Here is a 20,056-nt window from a genome sequence, read left to right on the forward strand (position 1 = left end):
CCCGAAGCGCGTGCTGCCCGTCGCGCTGGCCGCCCGCCGCGACCGAGGATTCCCTTCCCTGTGTTGAGCAGCAGGAACAGCGAAGCCGGTGCGGCCTGGCATCGGAGGACCGTCAACGCCTCGGCCGTCAGTCGAACCGATCAGTGCAGTTCGGACACTGCCCACCAGCACGCAACAGCCGCCAGCGACCACCGCCGCCCACTCTCACCCGATCAGGGAATGTCCCCAGCACACCCCGCCCCCGTAACCTCGTATCTCGAACACAAGTTCGACACCGAGGAGGTGAACTCGATGGACCAACCAACCCTGTGTCTTTCGCTGCTTCGTGACCTCCTCGACCATTCCGATCAGCTATCACGCGAGTCCGACAACTCCTTGCTCGAGTTGCTCCGCACCCTGGAGTCGGTGTCCCGGCTGGCCTCGCTCATGGCGCTGACGGTGGCGGCCGAGGCGGACCGACGTGGTGTTCCCAGTCAACACTCCTGTTCCTCACTGGGGGTCTTCCTGCGGCGGCTGCTCCGACTGTCACCAGGCGAGTCAGCGGAACGCGCCCGCATGGCCAGAGCGCTCACCGAGAGCATCGACGAGTCAACCGGCACCAGATATCCACCGGTGTTGCCGGCCACCGCGACGGCACTGCGCACCGGCGAACTCGACCTGGGTCACGTCCGAGTGATCGCTCGTACCCTGGCCGCACTGCCCCTCACGCTGCCAGATCAGGTCCGACGCGACGCCGAGGCCTTCCTCACCGAACAGGCCTCCCAACTCGACCCCCACCAGCTGACCGCCGTCGCACGAACCTTGCGCACCCGCCTGGACCAGGACGGCACGCTGCGCGAAGAACAGGACGCTGTCGAGCAACGAGAGCTGCACATCACCAGGGACCGGCGGGGACGCACGAGGATTCGCGGCGTACTGGACGCCGAGGCCGGTGCGGCACTGCAGACCGCCATCCACACGCTGGCCTCCCCCGGCCCTGCCGCCGATGGCAGAACCGATCCACGCGGCCCGGCCCGGCGTCGAGCCGACGCGCTGCTGGGCCTGGCCCACCACGCCCTCGACGGCGGTGGGCTGACCAGTGGGGTTGGCGAACGCCCGCATTTGAGCGTCACCATCGGCTTCACCCAGCTCCGCGACGTCGCTGGGACGGGAACGCTGGAGCGGGGTGATCCCATCACCGCCCAGTCAGTCCGCCGAATCGCCTGCGATGCTCAGGTTATTCCGGCCGTGCTGAACGCGACTGGAGAACCACTGGACATCGGTCGCGCCTCCCCCACGGTCCCCGAACCGATACGCCGAGCGCTCGCTGTCCGGGACGGCGGCTGCGCCTTTCCCGGCTGTGACCGGTCGCCGTCGTGGTGCAACGCCCACCACATCCGGCATTGGGTCGAGGGGGGAGACACTGCTCTCCGCAATCTCGTTTTGTTGTGCGGGCCGCATCATCGTGCGGTGCACCATGACGGCTGGCAGGTTCGGGTCGTCCACGGACGGGCTGAGTTCGTACCTCCTCGCTGGGTCGATCCGACGCGGCGTCCCCGCCGCAACGCCGGCCCGCACGACTTCAGTCGGTTCGATGCCGCGAGTTGACGGGATCCGCGGCTTTGCCGGAGGGCTTGTCGAGCAGGGCAATCGGTGGTGGGGCAAGCACGGTCAGCTCGGGCAGCGGTCCGGTGAAACGCTCCACCTCGACCTTGGTGTGGCCTCCGCTGCACGCCTGGGACAGCGTCGAGGTAGGCAGGTCCGCGATGAGCACGTTGGGGTTGCCGTGCCGACACAGCCGTGGATCGGCGGGATCGGGGTCGTACCAGGCTCCTGTGGACAGCTGCACCACGGCAGGACGGACCAGTTCGGAAAGCCGCACGGCCGCCAGACAGGACCCGATGTCGTTGAACACCCGCACAATGTCGCCCTCCGCAAGGCCGCGCCGGGCCGCGTCCGCAGGGTGCATCCGCAGCGGTTCCCGATCACGAATTTTCGTGGACCTGCTGTGGTCTCCAACGTCGAACTGGCTGTGTAGACGCGATTTCGGTTGGTTCGCGAGCAGGTGCAGCGGATAGCGCTCGGCGCGTGATGACTCACCGGCCTGCAGCTCCGCAGTCTCCAGCCAGTCGGGGTGGCCAGGACAGTCCTCGTAACCGAAACTCGCGATCGTCGCCGAGTGGATCTCGATCCGTCCACTCGGCGTCCTCAGTGGATTCTGTTCCGGGTCAGCACGGAACGCGTCGAACAGCACCCGGTGAGGCGGCTTGGGTGGCAGCGCAACAGCGCCGGCTGACCAGAACTCGGCGAACCTGGGAATGCCGCTGTTGTCACCACCAAGGCCGTCCCGCCACTCCTCGTAGAGGTGTGTCAGCCATTCCATGGCGTCCCTGCCCTCGGTGAACGCCGTGTGCACGCCGAGTCGGTCCGCCAGTTGACTGAAGATCGTGTAGTCGTTCCGCGACAGGCCCACGGGCGCGGTGAGCGCTGGCATGGCGAGCAGCAGGGGGTCGGCGTTGCCCATGCCGAAATCGTCCCGTTCGATGGTCATGGTTGTGGGCAGCACGATGTCTGCGTGCCGCGCGGTGCTCGTCCAGAACGGTTCGTGAACGACGATGGTCTCCGGGCGGGTGAACGCCCGACGCAACCGCGCCAGGTCCTGGTGGTGGTGGAAGGGGTTCCCACCACACCAGTAGACCAGCCGGATGTCTGGATAGGACAGTCGCTCGCCGTTGAACTCGTATTCCCCGCCCGGGTTCAACAGCATGTCGGCGATCCGGGCGACCGGGATGAAGGTGCTGATCGGATTGCGGCCCTGGGGCAGGCTGGGCAGATGCACTGCCGCAGAGCGTTCTCCCGGGTAGGCCGTTGAGCCGTAGCCGTGCCCGAATCCGCCGCCCGGCAGGCCGATCTGCCCGAGCATGGCGGCGAGCACCACGGCCAGCCACAGCGGTTGCTCACCATGTCTGGCCCGTTGGAGCGACCAGCTGACCGTGATCAGGGTGCGGCCAGTGGCCATCTGCCGGGCCAACACGCGAATCCGGTGCGCGGGCACCTCGGTGATCCGCTCCGCCCACTCCGGTGTGCGCCCCTTGGCCAACACGTCCGCGGCGAATTCGGGGTAGCCCGTGCAGTATCGCTCCACAAAGCCGTGGTCAACCAGGTTTTCACTGATCAGCACATGTGCCACGGCCAGCATGAGTGCCGTGTCAGTCCCGGGGCGCGGGGCGATCCACTCCGCATTGGCCTCGTCCGGGGTGTCGTCCCGGATGGGGCTGATCGAGACGAACCGGGTGCCGCGTGCTCGTGCCTGAGCAAGTCGTGACCGCAGCTGGTGTCGGGCTACGCCGCCGGAGGACATCATGGCGTTCTTGGCGGAGATCCCGCCGAAGGCGACGACAAGATCGGTGTGGGTGGCGATCGAGTCCCACGAGGTGGCGTTGCTCAGCACCTCGTCGAAGCCACCAACCACGTGCGGTAGCAGCACCTCGCTCGCCCCGTAGCTGTACGTGCCCACTGACCGGACATACCCACCGAGACAGTTGAGAAAGCGGTGCAACTGTCCCAGCGCGTGGTGGAACCGGCCCGCACTGGCCCACCCGTAGGAACCGCCGAACACCGCCTGCCCACCGTGGTGGTCGTACACCCTGCGCAGTTCTGCGGCGAGTAGATCCAGAACTCGGTCCCAGTCCAGGGGAACGAATGGCTCAGCTCCACGACGTGGTGCGCTTCCCGGTCCCCTCCGCAGCCACCCCAGGCGTACGTAGGGCCGGTCGATGCGCGTGGGGTGGTGCTGGGCCGAGGCGACGTTGTGAATCAGCTCGTTCGGCTCTGGGTCGTCGACGTAAGGTGTGACGCTGGTCAGCCGGACGCCGTCGGTCTCGGCGTGGAAGGCGCCCCAGTGGGTCAGATGGGTGCCTCGGGTGCGGCTCATGGTGCGTCCTCCGAACGCTGGGCGGCCAGAAGTTCGAACGCGGCTCGGCTGTTGATCGTTCCTGCCGTGTTCGGGATGCCGTCTGCGGCGGCGTGTCCTGCTGTGCTCCGCTCATCATCGTTGGTCGTGACGGGACACCGGCTGGTCGACGGCGACACCTCGGGCGGTGATGGCCTCGCCCAGGGCCTCGGCTGAGCGCAGCAGGCGGACGATGACCGGGACGACCACCCGCCAGGAGGTTCGTCGCATTCCCCGGGCGCGGTAGGCGTCGCTGGAGGTGTGCCAGGCCGAGGCGACGAGTGGAATGCACCGGATGGTCAGCGCCAGCACCAGTGCCACTCGACGCGGGCTGACACCAACACGAGCGAGCGGGCGGGCAAGTCGCTCGAAGAGCACCAGCATGGTGCTCACCTTGGTCGTGGCTGTGACCAGGCCGGCCAGGAGCACGACGATGAGCAGTTGACCACCGATGACCAGGGATTTCTGCCAGGTCGCGGTGAGCAGTTGGAACGCCACGACCAAGGCCAGGAACGGCAGCAGAACCCGGGTGTTCCGCCACAGCAGCCGGAAGGGCATTCGGGTGGCTGGATACAGCAAGGCGGTGATCGCCAGTTCGGTTCCGACAACCGCGACATGTGATGTGAGCAGGACCCCGGTGACGGCGAGGGCCAGCCCGAGCAGCTTGGGGCCGGCGGGGACGGCGTGCAGCCAGGACGTGCCTGGGTGGTAGGTGGTGACGCTCACCGCGGGGTGTTCCGACCTGGTGCGGTACCGCCGGCGCTCACCAGCGCCCGGTAGTGATCGACCGCTTCGCTGGGGGCGCCGTCAAAAGCCAGCCTGCCCTCGTCGATCACCAGCACCCGGTCGAAGTCGTGCAGGATGTCCAGGTGGTGCGTCAGCAGGATGACCTGCTGCGGCAGTGCCTTCAGGGTCTCCACCACGAGCGTGACGTTGCGCAGGTCCAGCAGGGTGGTTGGCTCGTCGCAGATCAGAATCTCCGGTTCGGTCACCAGCACCGCGGCGAGGGCCAGCATCTGCTTCTGCCCGCCGGAGAGCAGGTGGGCCGGGCGGTCGTGGTGTGCGGCCAGTCCGTATCGCGCGAGGATGTCGGTCGTCCGGCGCGCGACGTCAGCCTTGCTCAGGCCACGGCCGGACAGACCGATGGCCACGTCCTCGGCGACCGTGGGCATGATGATCTGGGTGTCCGCGTCGGGGAACACGAAGCCCACGCGCTGTCGAATCCGGTGACCGTGCTTGCGGGTGTCCAAACCGTCGACCAGCACGCGTCCGCGTTCGGGGATGACCAGGCCGTTGAGCATTCTCGCCAAGGTCGACTTGCCGGAACCGTTGGCGCCGATGATGCCGACCCGGGACTCGGTCAACGTGAGGTCGATGCCGTGCAGGACCGGGTGATCATCGTAGGAGTGGTGGACGCCTTCCACCCGGATCATCGTTCGCCGCTCCGCCGTCCCGCCGCGGGAATGGGGTAGGCGCGGTGCACGGCCGCAGTGATCAGCGCGCTGAGCACGACCTTGATCGCGTCTCCCGGCAGGAACTGGAGGGACGACACGATCGTGGCGAGCAGTCCGCTGTCGACCCGCCACGCGGTGACGGGGATGCCGATCGCGTAGATCGCCACGATGCCACCCAGGACGTTCGCCAGGATCAACCCGGGCAGGCGGGTACGGCCGGTCACCTTGGTCACCAGCACACCGATGACGAAGGCGCCGAGCAGCCACCCGATCAGGTAACCCCCAGTGGGCCCGACGAACACCCCGATTCCGCCGCGGCCACCGGGCAGCAGCGGCAGGCCCGCCGCCACCAGGACGAGTAGCGTCAGCACGGCGAGCATGCCCCGTTTGGCGCCGAGGATGCTGCCGGCGAGCATCACGCCGAGCGACTGCGCGGTGATGGGGACCGCGGATCCGAAGAGCGCGAAGCTGCCCGGCAGCCCGAGCACCGCGATGAGGGCCGCGAACAGCGCGATCAGTGCGAGGTCGCGGGGTAAGAGACCGATGCGGCTGGCGGTCGGCTCGGTGTCGGGTGCGGGGTCCGCGCCGGCGCGGTCGTTGACGGGGTCAGCTGGCGTGGACATGGGTTTCCTCGGGGTTGGGTTACGGGGTGTCACGGCCGTCCCTCGTTGGAGGGCAGCCCGTGTGCACGCCTGATGGTATTCGGCATGTGGGGAGAGGTGGAGACCTGCTTTGTGCTCTCGTGACCCGCGACACTGGGCATCGTCGCTGGCCATGCGGGTTGTTCCCAGAATGCGGGAGCTGCGGACGGGGGTTGATCGGTGGAGTACCACCGGGTTGTTGTCTGTGTTGCGTGACGACGACAACGGCGGGGATGGTCGTGCGGCCCGCTTCGAACTGGTGTCAGCCGCACTGTTGACGGTGCTTCCGGTGCGACTACCGCACTGTTGGTGATCGCCGTGCGGGGGGCTGACCAGCCCGCTTCCCGCGTCAACGAGATGGGTTCTGTCCGATCCGCCGGGGAGGCGCAACTGTCGTCGCCTGATGGGCTCGGAGCCGCGCGAGGCAACGGCGGCCGTGCCGGGTGTACGGGGCCGACGGCTTGGTCAATCGGAGGGTTGGCGAAGCCTGATCGGGCCTGGCTCTCGTAGAATTGTGGAACAATCCTGCCCGCAGCGCCAGCACCGGATGACCGGGCGCGGCGTTCAGTGCGCCGCGCTGCGAACTGTCGGAGTTCATCCGGTCGGTGGTGCGGGCTCGGTTCGAGCAGTCGGCGAGCCGGGTGGCTGGCGGCCACCAGACCGGGCTACCGTCCGCAACCGCACGGCCTGTGCGCATCAGAATGGGAGATACCCGATGACCGAGCAGCCCTCGACCGGCCCGGTGGTCGATCTGAACAGCGACCTCGGTGAGGGCTTCGGCATCTGGCCGCTCGGCGACGACGACGCCCTGTTGGACATCGTCTCCAGTGCGAACGTGGCCTGCGGCTTCCACGCGGGTGACCCTTCGGTGTTGCGGCGGGTGACCGAACGGGCCGCTGAACGCGGTGTGGTGATCGGCGCTCAGGTCGGCTATCGGGACCTGCCGGGCTTTGGCCGCCGGTTCATTGACGTGGACCCGGCCGAACTCGTCAACGACGTCATCTACCAGATCGCCGCGCTGGACGGGTTCGCTCGGATCGCCGGCACCAGGGTCAGGTACGTCAAGCCGCACGGTGCCCTGTACAACGCGATTGTCACCCACGCTGAGCAGGCGGCCGCCGTGGTGGAGGCAGTCCGGCGTTACGACCCCGACCTGCCTGTTCTCGGGCTGCCCAACTCGGAATGGCTGCGGCAGGCCGAAGCCGCCGGGCTGCGGCCGGTGACCGAGGCCTTTGCCGACCGTGCCTACACGGCGGAAGGCACGCTGGTCTCCCGTCGCCTACCCGGTGCTGTCGTGCACGATTCCGCCGAGGTGGTGCGACGCAGTGTGCGCATGGCCACCGAGGGCACCGTGCAAGCGGTCGACGGCAGCACGATCTCGGTTCACCCACGGTCACTGTGCGTGCATGGTGACACACCGGGCGCGGTTGAGATCGCCCGTCAGGTGCGGGCCGGCCTCCTGGCGGCAGGGGTCTCTGTCCGCGCGTTCGCCTAGGTTCCACCTCCGCTCGGCCCGTTTTCGTCCCGGGTTCTGCCGGGTGTGGCACTCTCCTGGGAGAGTGTGTCGGGGGTGTGGGCCGTGGTGGCGTAGCGGCGCCGGGGCAGGATGCCGTGGCAGCGGGGCGGCGGGGTCGACAACAGTGGTTGGGTGAGGTGTTCCGCGTTCGGGGATCGCGCGGGTGTGTCAGCGGTGGCACACGGGCTGCTGGTGACCCTGTCACGCGTCTGCGGTCGGCGCGGGCCGGTGCGTCGTGATTCGCCGGCCTGGATCGGGTGGGCGAGCGCGGGCATCGACCAACAAACTCGATAGGGTGAATATCAGGGAGCGCACATGACTGTCCGCGACTATCGCTTCCCGAACAGTGTGACTGTGGTGGGAGCGGGCGTCGTCGGACTGTCCGTGGCGTGGTTTCTCCAGTCACGGGGCGTTGATGTCACCGTGCTGGAGCGGCGGCGCGTGGCTGCCGGTGCCTCGTGGGGCAACGCCGGCTGGTTGGCGCCGACCCTCGCCGTCCCGTTGCCCGAACCCGCGACCCTGCGGGCTGGGCTGGCGGGCTTCCTGACGCCGACCGCACCGCTGTACGTGCCGTTGCGCGTCGACCCGGTGCTGGTGCGCTTCCTGTGGTCGCTGGCCCGGAACAGGACGGCGCGGCGCTGACGGACGGGCATGGCCGCGCTGGCCCCGATGAACGTCCGGGCACTGGCCGCCCACGACGCGCTCATCGCCGGAGGGGTGAACGCGGTCACCCTGTCGGCGGATCCGTTGCTGATCGCCATGCGAACCGAGGGTGAGCGCCGCGCGGTGGTCGACGAGTTGGAGCGGGTGCGCGCCGCCGGGCAGGACGTCGACTACGACCTGCTCGGCGGGGACCAGGTGGCGGTGGCCGAGCCGGCGCTCACCCCCGCGATCGGTGCCGGGCTGCGGCTGCGGGGCCAGCGTTGCGTGTCTCCTGGTGGTTATGTCAGCGCGCTCGCCGCTGCCGTGCGCGGCCGGGGCGGCCGGGTCGAGGAGGGGGGTGACGGTCACGGGCTGCACGACCGCGGCGATGGGGTCGCGGTGCGCGTGCGGGACGTCGCGGGCCGGGCCGACAGCGTGCGCACTGACGCCGTGGTGATCGCCAACGGCGCCTGGTTGAGTCGCCTGGCTCGCCGGTTCGGGGTTCGTCAACCGGTGCAGGCCGGCCGGGGCTACAGCTACTGAGGGGTGTTGACTGGACGTCCCGTACAGCCCGAATGGGTGGGCGCACGGCCCTGCACGGCGGACGGTCTTCCCCTGGTCGGCCCCACCCGGTCACCGCGGGTGTTCGTCGCGGGCGGGCACGGCATGTGGGGCATGATCAACGGCCCGCTGACCGGCCAACTCCTCGCCGAGGCGGTCGTCATCGGCCGACCGGTTGCGGAGCTGGCCGCCCTGCACCCGTTGCGGTGAGCCGGATCAGGGGTGCGGCGAACTGGCCGCTGCCCCGGATTCCGCGACGGCGGCACACGTATTCCGAAAGCGGCGCCGAGCGAAAACCACGGGATTCGGTCGACGCCGTGCGCGTGATCAACTGTTTATCTGTTCAGTCTCGCGAAATTTTTGTTTTTGTGCTATAATCCAAGTTTGTCGATATAGCATTCAGAACGAATTAACCCCGCCATTCCGCATTGAAAGGCTGTTTCGTTCGTGTGCTATGACGCTGATGCCGTGCCGCCGCGCTACGGGCCTCCGGTGACCAACCACACCAGCCACCCCCGCACGCTGGTCTCCGCCGACGGCACCCGATTCGCCGCGTTCGCCGCCGTGCCCGAACGGTCCACCGGCGCGGGCGTGCTGGTGCTGCCCGACAACCGCGGCCTGTCCGGCTTCTACGAGCAGTTCTGCTGCCGGCTGGCCGAACAGGGGCATCCCGCGGTGGCCGTCGACTACTACGGCCGCACCGCGGGGACCGACCACCGGGGGCGCGGGCCGGACTTCGGTGAGCTGGACCAGCTCATGTCCCACCTGCGGGCGCTGACCCGACCCGGGCTGGACGCCGACTTCACCGCGGCGATCGACTGGCTGCGCTCCCCCACCGGCGGGGCCTGTCAGCGGGTGCTGTCCGTGGGGTTCTGCCTGGGCGGGCGCTTCGCGTTCACCACGGCCGCACCCCGGTTCGGGCTGGCCGGCGTGATCGGCTTCTACGGCGCGGTCCAGCCGCTGTTCGGCGCGCCCGGCCCGACCCAGTTGGCCGCCGAGTTCCGCGCGCCGGTCCTGGGCCTGTTCGGCGGCGCCGACGAGGGCATCCCGGCCGGTGAGGTGGCGGCCTTCGCCGACGCGCTGACCGAGGCGGGCGTGTCGCACGAGATCGTCACCTACCCGGGTGCCCCGCACGGCTTCTTCGAACTCGGCCGCGCCGACCTGGCCGCGGCCTGTGCCGACGCCTGGCAGCGCGTGCTGGCCATGCTGGCCGAGCCGGAGGGGCTGGGCCGGCCGGACCGTGCGGGGCGGCCCGGTTGATCAGGACGCGAAGAGCGCCTGGCCCCAGAACTCGCCCTGCCGCACCCCGGGTGGGCAGGCGAACAGCCCGGAGCCGTTGTGCTGGATGTACTCCATCATGGCGTCCTGGCTGGACAGGGCCTGCTGCATGGGTATGAACTGGGTGCGCGGGTCGCGGTTGAAGCAGACGAAGAACAGCCCGGCGTCCAGGTGGCCCAGGCCGTCGGAGCCGTCGGTGAAGTTGTAGCCGCGGCGCAGGATGCGCACCCCGCCCAGGGATTCGGCGGCGGCCAGCCGGACGTGTGCGTTCGCGGCGATCAGCGGTGCGCCACCGGCGCCCCCGACGTGCAGGTCGACCGGATCGAACTCGTCGACCTGGCCGAGTGGAGCGCCGCTGCCCTTCTTGCGGCCCACGATGGCCTCCTGTTCGGACAGGGGTGCCCGGTCCCAGGTCTCGATGTGCATCCTGATCCGGCGCGCCACCAGGTAGGTGCCGCCCGTCATCCAGTCCGGTCCGTCACCCGGCCGCACCCACACGTGCTCGCGCAGCGCGTCGGTGTCCTCGGCCTTGATGTTGTTGGTGCCGTCCTTGAAACCGAACATGTTGCGGGGCGTCACCTGACTGGTCGAGGTGGAGGAGGTGCGCCCGAAGCCCAGTTGGGACCAGCGGACCGAGACAGTGCCGAAGCCGATGCGGGCGAGGTTGCGGATGGCGTGCACGGCCACCTGCGGGTCGTTGGCGCACGCCTGCACGCACAGGTCACCGCCGCACCGGGCCGGGTCCAGGTCGTCCTTGGGGAAGCTGGGCAGGTCGACCAGTGCGGCGGGGCGGGCGCCCGCCAGTCCGAACCTGTCGTCGAACAGGCTGGGGCCGAAGCCGACGGTGAGGGTGAGCGCGGCGGCCGACAGGTCCAGTGCCTCGCCGGTGTCACCGGGTGGCGCGGCGGCCGGGCCGTTGACCGCGCCGTCCTCGGTGGCGGGCAGGCCCCTGGTCATCCGCTCGGCCGCGGCGGTCCACCGGCGCAGCAGGTCCACCAGGTCCTCGCGGCGCTTGGTGGTGACGTCGAAGGCCACGAAGTGCAGCCGGTCCTGAGCCGGGGTGGTGATCCCGGCCTGGTGCTCGCCCCAGAACGGCACCGTGTCCGCCTGGCTCGCCGGCTGGGCCACCGCGCTGGTCAGCGCGTGGTCGGCGATGACCCCGGCGGCGGCACCCGCCCCGGCCAGGGCCGCGCCCGCGCCGGCCAGACCGAACAGCCGGCGCCGGGACATCCGGCCGTTGGCCGGGCTCGACTGGTCCTGGGGCTGGTCGGCGGCGGCCTCGCTCATCGGGCCACCACTGCCGCGACCTGGCTCAGCGGCTCGCTGAGCGCGTCGACCGCGGCGGCCAGGTCCTTGACCTGGTCCGGGGTCAACTCGGTGTAGAGCGCGAAGGTGTCGCCGGAGCGGTGGCTGTCCAGCAGTTCCTGCACCGCGGCGAACTTGCTGTCCAGGGTGGTCCCCAGGGTCGCGTCACGGGCGTCGATGGCCGGCCGCAGTGCCGCGATCGCGGCGCGCGAGCCGTCCACGTTGGCCTGGAAGTCGGACAAGTCGGTGTGCGAGTAGCTCTCCTCCTCGCCGGTGACCTTGCCGGTGGCGACCTCGTCGAGCAGGGACTTGGCGCCGTTGGCCAGGTCCAGCGCGGTCAACTCCAGCGCGGTGGCCTTGGTGTGCAGGTCCTTGACGTCGGTGAGCAGCTTGTCGGCGATGGCGCCGCTGTCGGCCTGCAGGCCCGTGCTCCACAGGTCCTTCTCCAACCGGTGGAAGCCGGTGAACTGCTCGCCGGGTGCCAGGTCGGGTTCGCGGGCGTCGATGGCCGGGTCGAGGTCGCCGAACTTCTCGGCGACCGGCTCGATGCGCTCGTAGTAGACGCGGGTGGTCGAGTACCGGGTCTTGGCCTCGTCCACCCGGCCGGCCTTGACAGCGTCGACGAACAGGGCGGTCTGCTGTTCCAGCGCCTCGGTCTGGTTGGCCACGTACTGCTGGTAGCCGCGGGTCGCTTCGGCCAGTTGGCTGTCGGCGTCCGCTGCCTTGCTGGCCCCGCCGGTCACGGTGAAGTCGCCGCGGATGCCGTTGCCGACCATGCCGGGCTTGCAGGCGGTCTGGAACGTGCCGGCCTCGGTCACCTCCACGATCAGCCGCCTGGTCAGGCCGGGGCCGATGTTCTCCACCTCGCCGAGGATGCGGTCGCCGGCGGCGTAGAGGTAGAACTCGGTGACCTTGGTGCCCTTGTTGGTGACCTCGAAGGTCAGGTTGCCGGCCGGCGCGGTGGTGCGCGAGACGCCGCAGGCGTCGTCACTGGCGGTCACCGCGATCGGGCCGCTGTCACCCGACTGGGGCTGGGTGGCACCGCCGCCACCGCAGGCGGCCAGCGCGGTCAGCGACATGACCCCCACGGCACCGAGCACGGCGGTGGCCCAGTTTCTGGACGGCAGCGGGTTCCAGGACACGGGTTCTCCTTTGAGAACGGGGTGCGGGGTGATCGGGTGGTGATCGGGTCAGGCGGTGGCCGCGGCGGGCTGGGCCTGTTGGCGGCGCGGGCGGCGCAGGAACAGCGGCAGCACCACGGCCACGTAGGCCACCCAGGCGACCGCCTGCAGCACGGTGGTCTGCTGTGAGTAGTTGAAGATGCCCTTGAGCAGGGTGCCCAGCCAGGAGGTCTCCGGGATGGGGCCGCTGAGGTCGAAGGCCAGGGTGTGCAGGCCGGGCAGGATGGCGGCTTCCTGCAGGTCGTGCAGTCCGTAGGCGAGCACGCCCGCGGCCACGAACACCAGCAGCGCGCCGGTGACGGTGAAGAAGCGGCCGAGGTCGACGCGCACGGCGCCCCGGTAGAGCAGGTAGGCCAGGCCGACGGCGACCGCGATGCCGGCCAGGAAACCGATCAGCGGCTGGGTGGTGCCGCCGCCGGCGGACTCCACGCTGGAGTAGAAGAACACCGCGGTCTCCAGGCCCTCGCGGCCCACCGAGAAGAACGACACCACCACCACGGCGGCCGGGCCGACGTTGAGGGCCTGGTCCAGTTTGCCGCGCAGTTCCGCGGACAGGGTGCGGGCGGTGCCGCGCATCCAGAAGATCATCGCGGTGACGAAGGCGACCGCGACGATGGACATGCCGCCGCCGAACATCTCCTGCTGTTCGAAGCTCATGCTGTTGGTGGTGTAGGTGATCAGCGCGCCGGCCGCCACGGACAGCGCCACGGCGATCCCCACCCCGAGCCAGACGAACGGCAGTGCCGCGCGGCGGTCGGTCTTGACCAGGAACGCCACCAGGATGCTCACCACCAGGGCGGCTTCCAGGCCTTCCCGCAGCCCGATGAGCCCGTTGCTGACGACCATCAGTTTCTCTCCGCTCACTGGCCGGCACGCCTACCGTCGGCTCAAATTAGGTGAGCCTGACCTACTTTGTCCAGCGGGTGTGAGCCAGAAGCACGCCGGCTGACCTGCGATGATCACAGGGCGAAAGCGGACGAACACGACATTGCGTACCGACGTCACGGACAAGCCGGCGAGAATCACCAGGCACCGCCGCCCCCGGGCGGCCACGCGAGCGAGGAGGCCAGCGCCGTGCGCACGATCACCCTCACCACCGGTCCGCTGCTGCTGGCGGTGCTGCTCGTCCTCGCCGGGGCCGCCGCCGCACTGGTCCGGTGGGGCGCGCTGGGCGGCGGGCGAGCGGTGCTCACCGCGGCGCTGCGGGCCGTGGTGCAGCTCACTGCGGTGTCGGCGCTGATCACCGTCGTGCTGCGGCACGTCGGCGCGACAGCGGCGTTCATCCTGGTCATGGTGGTGGTGGCCACGCTCACCGCAGGACGGCGGATCACCGGCGGCGGACACCGGGCGGGCTGGTGGGCCGCGGTGCCGATCGTCGCCGGGGTCGCCCCGGTGCTGGCGCTGATCCTGGGCAGCACCCTGGTGCCGGCCACGCCCGTGGCGGTGCTGCCCGTCGCCGGCATCCTCATCGGCGGCGCCATGACCGCCACGTCCCTGGCCGGCCGGCGCGCCCTGGACGAACTGCACACGCGGCGCGGCGAGCACGAGGCCGCCCTGTCCCTGGGGCTGCTGCCGCGCGAGGCCGCGCTGGAGATCTGCCGGCCGGCCTCGGCGCTGGCCCTGGTGCCCGCCCTGGACCAGACCCGCACGGTCGGCCTGGTCACCCTGCCCGGCGCGTTCGTCGGGGTGCTGCTCGGCGGGGCCGGTCCGGTGCAGGCCGGTGCCACCCAACTGCTGGTGCTGGTCGCCCTGCTCGCGGTCGAGGCGACCGCCGTGCTGGTCACCGTGGAACTCGTCGCGACGGCCCGCCTGCACCGGTGAGCCCTGATACGGCCCCGCCGGTGCGACGAACGTCGGAAGGCGAGCGCGGAAGGGATGCGCGGAAGGGATGCGGAAAAAAATCTTGGAAGAATTTCCGGCCGGCGTGTCGATTCCCGTCCGCCCCGTTCGACGCGTGGGTGACGGGCCGGGACGGACCCGGCCGGGACGGACAGGAGACAGACGTGCGGTTCATGATCCTGATGAAGGCCAGCGAGCAGTCCGAGGCCGGTGTGCTGCCCACCGAGGAGCAGCTGGCCGAGATGGGCCGGTACAACGAGGAGCTGGTCAAGGCGGGTGTGGTGCTCGCGGGTGAGGGGCTGCTGCCCAGCGCGCGGGGCGCGCGCGTGCGGTTCTCCGGTGGCCGGAGCACCGTGATCGACGGGCCGTTCACCGAGGCCAAGGAGTTGATCGCGGGCTTCTGGCTGATCCAGGTGCGGTCCAGGGAGGAGGCCGTCGAGTGGGTCAGGCGCTGCCCGGTCCAGGACGGTGAGGTCGAGATCCGGCAGGTGGCCGAGGCGGAGGACTTCGGCGAGGAGTTCACCCCGGAGCTGCGCGCGGCCGAGGAGCGGCTGCGCGAGCAGGTGCAGACCCGGCAGCAGCGGTAGTCGGAGCGGCGCCGGGTGGGCGGCGGTGTCGGTGGCGCGTGCTGTAATCGGCACTTGTGACGGCCACCGAGACCCACCGCGCGATCGACGCGGTGTGGCGGATCGAATCGGCGCGGGTGGTCGCCGGTGTCGCGCGGATCGTGCGCGACGTCGGCCTCGCCGAGGAACTCGCGCAGGACGCGTTGGTCGCCGCGTTGGAGCAGTGGCCGGAGTCGGGCGTGCCGGCCAACCCGGGCGCCTGGCTCATGGCCGCCGCCAAGCACCGGGCGATCGACCTGATCCGCCGGCACGAGCGCTACCAGCGCAAACTCGCCGAACTGGGCCGCGACCTGACCGCCGGGGACGCGGCCGAGAACCGCGAGTTCGACGCTGTTCTCGACCAGGGCGACGACATCGACGACGACCTGCTGCGCCTGGTGTTCACCGCCTGTCACCCGGTGCTGTCCTCGGACGCCCGGGTGGCCCTCACCCTGCGCCTGCTCGGCGGTCTGACCACTGCCGAGATCGCCAAGGCCTACCTGGTTCCGGAGGCCACCGTGGCGCAGCGCATCGTCCGCGCCAAGCGCACCCTGGCCAAGGCCAACGTGCCGTTCGCCGTGCCGGGGCGGGCAGAACTGGCCGACCGGCTCTCGTCCGTGCTGGAGGTTATCTACCTGGTGTTCAACGAGGGCTACACGGCCAGCGCCGGGTCCGACTGGACCCGGCCCGCCCTGTGCGAGGAGGCGCTGCGGCTGGGCCGGGTGCTGGCCGAACTGGTCCCGGCCGAACCGGAGGCGCACGGCCTGGTCGCCCTGCTGGAGATCCAGGCGTCGCGGCTGCGGGCCCGGCTCGGCCCGTCCGGTGAACCGGTGCTGCTGGCCGACCAGGACCGCGCCCGCTGGGACCAGGTGCTCATCCACCGGGGTCTGGCCGCGCTGGAGCGCGCCGCGAGCCTGGGCGGCCCGCCGGGTCCCTACGTGTTGCAGGCCGAGATCGCCGCCTGTCACGCGCGGGCCCGCACGGTGGACGACACGGACTGGATCCGCATCGCCGCGCTCTACCACGCGCTGGCGCTGCGCGCGCCGTCCCCGGTGGTGGAACTGAACCGGGCGGTGGCGGTGGGCATGGCGTTCGGCCCGGGCATGGGGCTGGCCCTGGTGGACGAGGTGGCCGAGGAGCCGTCCCTGCGTGACTACCACCTGTTGCCGAGTGTGCGCGGGGACCTGCTGGCTCGACTGGGTCGGCACGCCGAGGCGCGCGCGGAGTTCGAGCGCGCGGCGGCGCTGACCCACAACGACCGCGAGCGCGACCTGCTGCTGGCGCGCGCCGCCGCGTGCGTGGGCTGAGCCGGTCGGGCCGCCGCGCGGCGGGGGCCGCACCAGGTCGTGGTGGGCCGGGGCGGCCGCCGCGAGCGGTGGTGGGACGGGCCGGGTCGGCTGGGGCGCGCGGGCTGCTCCTTGCGGGCTGCCCCGAGCGGGCTGCTCTGAGCGGGCTACTCGCCGAGCGGTGGCCGCTCGGTGGGTGTGCTGAGCGCGTCCAGGGCGGCCAGTGCGCCGGCCGCGCCCTCCTCACCGGCTTCGGCGTGGTCGACCAGGGCGTCGCGGAAGTGCGCCGTGGCCTGGTCGAGGGTGTCCCAGTGCTCGCGGTCCAGGCTGCCGAACCCGGTCTCGACGACCGTGTCGTAACCGCCCTCGGCGCCGGGTTCGATGGCGTAGCGCACGCCCTCTCCCCAGTTCCACAACCAGATCGCGGTCACCACAGCAGCATGGCAGCAATCCGCGCGGTGCGCGATCGGCGTGCGCCCGGCGCCATCCCCTGCGGGTGATGCCGGCCGGCGGTAGCGTCGCGGCAAGGGGTACCGGGCGTCTCCCGGGAGACCGCGCCGATCGGGGAAGGCTCGGATGACTGGGCACAGTGGACAGCCGAGGGGTCGGGCGCTGCTGAGCGATCCGCTGCGCAACAAGGGGGTCGCGTTCACCCAGGCGGAACGGGAGCGCCACGGGCTGGTCGGCATGCTGCCGCCGGCCGTGCTGACCCTGGACCAGCAGGCCAGCCGCGCCTACGCGCAGGTGCGCGGGCAGCCCGACGACCTGGCCAGGAACACCTATCTGGAGCAGTTGCACGACCGCAACGAGGTGCTGTACTACCGGCTGCTCGCCGACCACCTGGCCGAACTGCTGCCGGTGGTCTACGACCCGACGGTCAGCCAGGCGATCAAGCGGTACAGCCACGAGTACCGCTGGCCGCGCGGTGTGTTCCTGTGCATCGACCGGCCGGCGGAGATCCGCCCGGCGTTCGAGGCGCTGAAGCTGGGCGCCGACGACGTGGACCTGGTGGTGGCCACCGACGCCGAGCAGATCCTGGGCATCGGCGACTGGGGTGTCGGCGGGGTGCGGATCTCCGTGGGCAAACTCGCGGTGTACACGGCCGCGGCAGGCATTCACCCGGCCAGGGGTATTCCGGTGGTGCTCGACGTCGGCACCGACAACCAGGAGTTGCTCAACGACCCGCTCTACGTCGGCCACCGGCACGCCCGGGTGCGCGGGGCCGCCTACGACGAGTTCGTCGCCGCCTACGTCGACGCGGTCAGCGAGTTGTTCCCGAGGGCCCTGCTGCACTGGGAGGACTTCGGCCCCGGCAACGCCCGGCGCATCCTGCGGACCTACGGCGACCGGGTGTGCACGTTCAACGACGACATGCAGGGCACCGGCGCGATCACCCTCGCGGCTGTCCTGAGTGGACTGCGAGTGACCGGGGCCGCCCTGCGGGAGCAGCGGGTGCTGGTGTTCGGCGCCGGCACCGCCGGGGTGGGCATCGCCGACCAGCTGCGGGACGCCATGGTGCGCGACGGTCTCGACCAGGACGCCGCCACCCGCCGGATCTGGTGCGTGGACCGACAGGGCCTGCTCGTGGACAGCATGTCGGACCTGCGTGACTACCAGGTGCCGTATGCCCGACCGGCGCGGGAGGTGTCCGAGTGGGACGGCGCGCTGACCGACCTGGCCGCCGTGGTGGACCGGGTGCGCCCCACCGTTCTGGTCGGGACCTCCACCAGCGCCGGCGCGTTCACCGAGCAGGTGGTGACGGGGATGGCCCGGCACGTGGAGCGGCCGATCGTGCTGCCGCTGTCCAACCCCACCGAGAAGATCGAGGCGATGCCGGCCGACGTGCTGTCCTGGACCGGGGGGCGGGCGCTGGTCGCGGCCGGCATCCCGGTGCCGCCGGTCACCCTCGACGGCACCACCCACGTCATCGGCCAGGCCAACAACGCGCTGGTGTACCCGGGGCTCGGGCTGGGCACGGTCGTGGCGCGGGCGAGTCGGGTGACCGACGGGATGCTGCAGGCCGCGGCCGAGGCGATCACCGGGCTGGCGGACGTGTCCGCGCCGGGCGCGCCGCTGCTGCCGGAGGTGGCCAACCTGCGGGTCTCCTCGGCGACGGTGGCGGTGGCCGTGGCCGAGCGGGCGGCCCGCGACGGGGTGGCCCGCGCCGACGTGGACAACCTGGTGCAGCGGGTGCACGACGCCATGTGGCAGCCGGTGTACCCGGACGAGTCGGACGGGACCGGCTGACCCTCGACTCGGACCGGCTGACCCTCGACTCCCCCTCGGGTCCGACCGGTCCGGCGACCCGAGCCTGGAAACTTTCGGTCACCACGCCGATACACAACCTGCCCGATCGTTCCGACGGCATCGCGGGGGTGGCGGGCGGTCGAGCGGGGTGCCGTGGTCCGCGCACCGGGCCAGGCGCGCGGCAGCTGGCCCGGTGCGCGGTGGTCGGCGGGTGCCGCTGGTCAGCGGGTGAACAGCCGGGTCGGGACGGCCTCGGCCAGCGCCCGGTAACCGGTGGGGTTGAGGTGCAGGTGGTCGCCGACGTCGTAGGCGGCCGCGAGGCGCCGGGGGTCGGCCGCGTCGCGCAGCGCCTGGTCGAAGTCGATCACCTCGTCGAACCGCCGACTGGTGCGGATCCAGTCGTTGACCGCCTGCCTGGCGGCTTCCCGGTGGCCGGCCGGGTCGTCGTAGTCGTGGCCGCCGAACGGCAGCAGGGTCGCGCCGTAGACCCGGATGCCCTGGGCGTGGGCGCGGACGACGATCTGTTCGTAGGCGGCGATGAGGTCGTCGGCGACCTGCTTCTGGGCGGCGTCGGTGGCCTCGGCGGTGCCGATGTCGTTGACGCCTTCGAAGACCACCAGCCAGGCCACCCCGCTCTGCGCGAGCACGTCGCGGTCCAGCCGGGCCAGCGCGCTCGGCCCGAGGCCGTCGTTGAGCACCCGGTTGCCGCCCGCGCCCTGGTTGAGCACGGCCACGTCCGCGGTGGCCGGGTGGGACCGCAGCCGGGTCAGCAGCTGGTCGGGCCAGCGGTCGTTGCCGTTGGTGGTGGAGCCCCGGCCGTCGGTCAGCGAGTCGCCCAGCACCACCGCGGCCGACGTGCGGGAGCTGGCCCGCACCTCCACGCCGCTGAGGAAGTACCAGTGGTCGACCGGGGTGGCGCCCGGCAGGTCCTGGGCGCTCACGTGGTTGCCGGCCAGCAGGTGGGAGGTGGTGCGGGAGCCGGGGTGGGAGGTGATGTCGGTGGAGGCCTGACCCTGGGCCAGGTAGGTGGTGACGGTGAGGTTGCTCTGGGCGGCCACGGTGAAGTCGATCGGGTCGGACACCACCTGGGCGCCCACCGGCACGACCGTGGCGGGCCTGCCGTGGAAGGTGACCGGCCGGATGGTGCCCGGCTGGACCCCGCTGACCCCGGCCCGTCCGTCCCGGGGCAGCGCCACCGACACCGCGGTGATCGGCAGCGGCGCGCCGCCGAACGCGTTGGAGAACCGCAGCCGCAACTGCTGGCCACCGACCGAGACGTGCACGGTCTGGCGCAGCGTGGTGTCCGCCAGCACCCGGCCGACCTGGGTGAACGGCGGGGGCGGCATGTTGCCCGGCTCGGTGAGCTGCGGCATGGACACCCAGGTGTGCACCCAGCGTCCGCCCGGCCCGGACCCGGCGCCGTCCGCGGCGTTGGCCTCGGGGGTTTCGGGGGTGTTGGGGGTGTTGGTGGCGCGCCCCGGGTCGATCGCCGGCACGGCCAGCACGGCGGCCGCGGCCAGGGCCAGGACGGTGAACGACGACGTCTTGCTCATGGGACGCACACCCTCGG

At 70.9% G+C, this 20,056-nt stretch carries 19 protein-coding genes; 10 read left to right on the plus strand and 9 right to left on the minus strand.

The features are described 5' to 3' along the window. Positions 1–291: 291 nt before the first annotated feature. The gene (locus tag LX83_RS31875; RefSeq protein ID WP_253778153.1) at positions 292–1,587 is read left to right on the plus strand and encodes an HNH endonuclease signature motif containing protein; all 1,296 of its coding nucleotides are present in this window, start codon (positions 292–294) and stop codon (positions 1,585–1,587) included. On the opposite strand, the gene LX83_RS31880 is transcribed toward LX83_RS31875, so the two are convergent. The 4 genes from LX83_RS31880 to LX83_RS31895 all read right to left on the minus strand — a co-directional run bounded on the left by LX83_RS31880 (position 1,562) and on the right by LX83_RS31895 (position 6,008). Further along, positions 1,562–3,913: a molybdopterin-dependent oxidoreductase gene (locus LX83_RS31880; protein ID WP_253778155.1), complete on the minus strand. Its 2,352-nt coding sequence runs from the start codon at positions 3,911–3,913 to the stop codon at positions 1,562–1,564. The genes LX83_RS31875 and LX83_RS31880 overlap by 26 nt on opposite strands. A gap of 114 nt (positions 3,914–4,027) precedes the next feature. Beyond that, entirely contained in the window at positions 4,028–4,657 is a 630-nt protein-coding gene (locus LX83_RS31885; protein ID WP_253778157.1) for an energy-coupling factor transporter transmembrane component T family protein, read from the minus strand. Then, positions 4,654–5,364 (minus strand): energy-coupling factor ABC transporter ATP-binding protein, encoded by a 711-nt coding sequence (locus LX83_RS31890; RefSeq protein ID WP_253778159.1) that lies wholly within the window; start codon positions 5,362–5,364, stop codon positions 4,654–4,656. The genes LX83_RS31885 and LX83_RS31890 overlap by 4 nt, the downstream gene beginning before the upstream one ends. Further along, positions 5,361–6,008: a biotin transporter BioY gene (locus tag LX83_RS31895; protein WP_253778161.1), complete on the minus strand. Its 648-nt coding sequence runs from the start codon at positions 6,006–6,008 to the stop codon at positions 5,361–5,363. The genes LX83_RS31890 and LX83_RS31895 overlap by 4 nt, the downstream gene beginning before the upstream one ends. Positions 6,009–6,741: 733 nt before the next feature. Here LX83_RS31895 and LX83_RS31900 point away from each other — a divergent pair. The 5 genes from LX83_RS31900 (at position 6,742) to LX83_RS31910 (ending at position 10,005) form a co-directional block, all read left to right on the plus strand. Next, positions 6,742–7,521 carry a LamB/YcsF family protein gene (locus LX83_RS31900; protein ID WP_253778163.1) on the plus strand — a complete coding sequence of 260 codons (780 nt, stop codon included), beginning with the start codon at positions 6,742–6,744 and terminating at the stop codon, positions 7,519–7,521. A 336-nt stretch (positions 7,522–7,857) separates the two neighbouring features. Then, positions 7,858–8,184 carry an FAD-dependent oxidoreductase gene (locus LX83_RS38565; RefSeq protein ID WP_407649707.1) on the plus strand — a complete coding sequence of 109 codons (327 nt, stop codon included), beginning with the start codon at positions 7,858–7,860 and terminating at the stop codon, positions 8,182–8,184. Positions 8,185–8,193: 9 nt separating this feature from the next. After that, positions 8,194–8,727, plus strand: a complete 534-nt coding sequence (locus LX83_RS38570) for an NAD(P)/FAD-dependent oxidoreductase (RefSeq protein ID WP_308204090.1) — start codon at positions 8,194–8,196, stop codon at positions 8,725–8,727. A 3-nt stretch (positions 8,728–8,730) separates the two neighbouring features. Further along, positions 8,731–8,955: an FAD-dependent oxidoreductase gene (locus LX83_RS38575; RefSeq protein ID WP_308204091.1), complete on the plus strand. Its 225-nt coding sequence runs from the start codon at positions 8,731–8,733 to the stop codon at positions 8,953–8,955. Positions 8,956–9,237: 282 nt separating this feature from the next. Then, the gene (locus LX83_RS31910) at positions 9,238–10,005 is read left to right on the plus strand and encodes a dienelactone hydrolase family protein (RefSeq protein WP_253778165.1); all 768 of its coding nucleotides are present in this window, start codon (positions 9,238–9,240) and stop codon (positions 10,003–10,005) included. On the opposite strand, the gene efeB is transcribed toward LX83_RS31910, so the two are convergent. The 3 genes from efeB to efeU all read right to left on the minus strand — a co-directional run bounded on the left by efeB (position 10,006) and on the right by efeU (position 13,355). Continuing rightward, positions 10,006–11,310: an iron uptake transporter deferrochelatase/peroxidase subunit gene (gene efeB, locus LX83_RS31915; RefSeq protein ID WP_253778166.1), complete on the minus strand. Its 1,305-nt coding sequence runs from the start codon at positions 11,308–11,310 to the stop codon at positions 10,006–10,008. After that, on the minus strand, positions 11,307–12,407 hold the full coding sequence (gene efeO / locus LX83_RS31920) for an iron uptake system protein EfeO (RefSeq protein WP_253778329.1): 1,101 nt from the start codon (positions 12,405–12,407) through the stop codon (positions 11,307–11,309). The genes efeB and efeO overlap by 4 nt, the downstream gene beginning before the upstream one ends. Positions 12,408–12,518: 111 nt before the next feature. Continuing rightward, positions 12,519–13,355, minus strand: a complete 837-nt coding sequence (gene efeU / locus LX83_RS31925) for an iron uptake transporter permease EfeU (protein ID WP_253778168.1) — start codon at positions 13,353–13,355, stop codon at positions 12,519–12,521. A gap of 228 nt (positions 13,356–13,583) precedes the next feature. Between efeU and LX83_RS31930 the strand changes: the two genes are divergently transcribed. The 3 genes from LX83_RS31930 to LX83_RS31940 all read left to right on the plus strand — a co-directional run bounded on the left by LX83_RS31930 (position 13,584) and on the right by LX83_RS31940 (position 16,260). Next, positions 13,584–14,330, plus strand: coding sequence for an ABC transporter permease (locus LX83_RS31930; protein ID WP_253778170.1), 747 nt, complete (start codon positions 13,584–13,586; stop codon positions 14,328–14,330). A gap of 182 nt (positions 14,331–14,512) precedes the next feature. After that, the gene (locus LX83_RS31935) at positions 14,513–14,935 is read left to right on the plus strand and encodes a YciI family protein (protein WP_253778172.1); all 423 of its coding nucleotides are present in this window, start codon (positions 14,513–14,515) and stop codon (positions 14,933–14,935) included. Positions 14,936–14,991: 56 nt separating this feature from the next. Beyond that, the gene (locus LX83_RS31940; protein WP_253778174.1) at positions 14,992–16,260 is read left to right on the plus strand and encodes an RNA polymerase sigma factor; all 1,269 of its coding nucleotides are present in this window, start codon (positions 14,992–14,994) and stop codon (positions 16,258–16,260) included. A 146-nt stretch (positions 16,261–16,406) separates the two neighbouring features. Here the strand turns inward: LX83_RS31940 and LX83_RS31945 are convergent, their stop codons facing one another. Further along, positions 16,407–16,670 (minus strand): hypothetical protein, encoded by a 264-nt coding sequence (locus tag LX83_RS31945; protein ID WP_253778176.1) that lies wholly within the window; start codon positions 16,668–16,670, stop codon positions 16,407–16,409. A gap of 145 nt (positions 16,671–16,815) precedes the next feature. Here LX83_RS31945 and LX83_RS31950 point away from each other — a divergent pair, with 145 nt between their 5' ends. Next, a complete protein-coding gene (locus LX83_RS31950; RefSeq protein ID WP_253778178.1) occupies positions 16,816–18,486 on the plus strand; it encodes an NAD-dependent malic enzyme in 1,671 nt (556 codons plus the stop codon). 221 nt (positions 18,487–18,707) lie between these two features. On the opposite strand, the gene LX83_RS31955 is transcribed toward LX83_RS31950, so the two are convergent. After that, positions 18,708–20,039 carry an SGNH/GDSL hydrolase family protein gene (locus LX83_RS31955; protein WP_253778180.1) on the minus strand — a complete coding sequence of 444 codons (1,332 nt, stop codon included), beginning with the start codon at positions 20,037–20,039 and terminating at the stop codon, positions 18,708–18,710. Between the last annotated feature and the right edge of the window lie 17 nt (positions 20,040–20,056).

Source organism: Goodfellowiella coeruleoviolacea (genome assembly GCF_024171785.1).
Taxonomy (GTDB): domain Bacteria; phylum Actinomycetota; class Actinomycetes; order Mycobacteriales; family Pseudonocardiaceae; genus Goodfellowiella; species Goodfellowiella coeruleoviolacea.

Excerpts from the sequence above, each read along its gene's own strand:
- efeO (WP_253778329.1), bottom strand. The coding sequence starts at position 12,407 with ATGTCGCTGACCGCGCTGGCCGCCTGCGGTGGCGGCGGTGCCACCCAG.
- LX83_RS31955 (WP_253778180.1), bottom strand. The coding sequence starts at position 20,039 with ATGAGCAAGACGTCGTCGTTCACCGTCCTGGCCCTGGCCGCGGCCGCC.
- LX83_RS31875 (WP_253778153.1), top strand. The coding sequence starts at position 292 with ATGGACCAACCAACCCTGTGTCTTTCGCTGCTTCGTGACCTCCTCGAC.
- LX83_RS31950 (WP_253778178.1), top strand. The coding sequence starts at position 16,816 with ATGACTGGGCACAGTGGACAGCCGAGGGGTCGGGCGCTGCTGAGCGAT.
- LX83_RS31895 (WP_253778161.1), bottom strand. The coding sequence starts at position 6,008 with ATGTCCACGCCAGCTGACCCCGTCAACGACCGCGCCGGCGCGGACCCC.
- LX83_RS31880 (WP_253778155.1), bottom strand. The coding sequence starts at position 3,913 with ATGAGCCGCACCCGAGGCACCCATCTGACCCACTGGGGCGCCTTCCAC.
- LX83_RS31900 (WP_253778163.1), top strand. The coding sequence starts at position 6,742 with ATGACCGAGCAGCCCTCGACCGGCCCGGTGGTCGATCTGAACAGCGAC.
- LX83_RS31890 (WP_253778159.1), bottom strand. The coding sequence starts at position 5,364 with ATGATCCGGGTGGAAGGCGTCCACCACTCCTACGATGATCACCCGGTC.
- LX83_RS38570 (WP_308204090.1), top strand. The coding sequence starts at position 8,194 with ATGGCCGCGCTGGCCCCGATGAACGTCCGGGCACTGGCCGCCCACGAC.
- LX83_RS38565 (WP_407649707.1), top strand. The coding sequence starts at position 7,858 with ATGACTGTCCGCGACTATCGCTTCCCGAACAGTGTGACTGTGGTGGGA.
- efeU (WP_253778168.1), bottom strand. The coding sequence starts at position 13,355 with ATGGTCGTCAGCAACGGGCTCATCGGGCTGCGGGAAGGCCTGGAAGCC.
- efeB (WP_253778166.1), bottom strand. The coding sequence starts at position 11,310 with ATGAGCGAGGCCGCCGCCGACCAGCCCCAGGACCAGTCGAGCCCGGCC.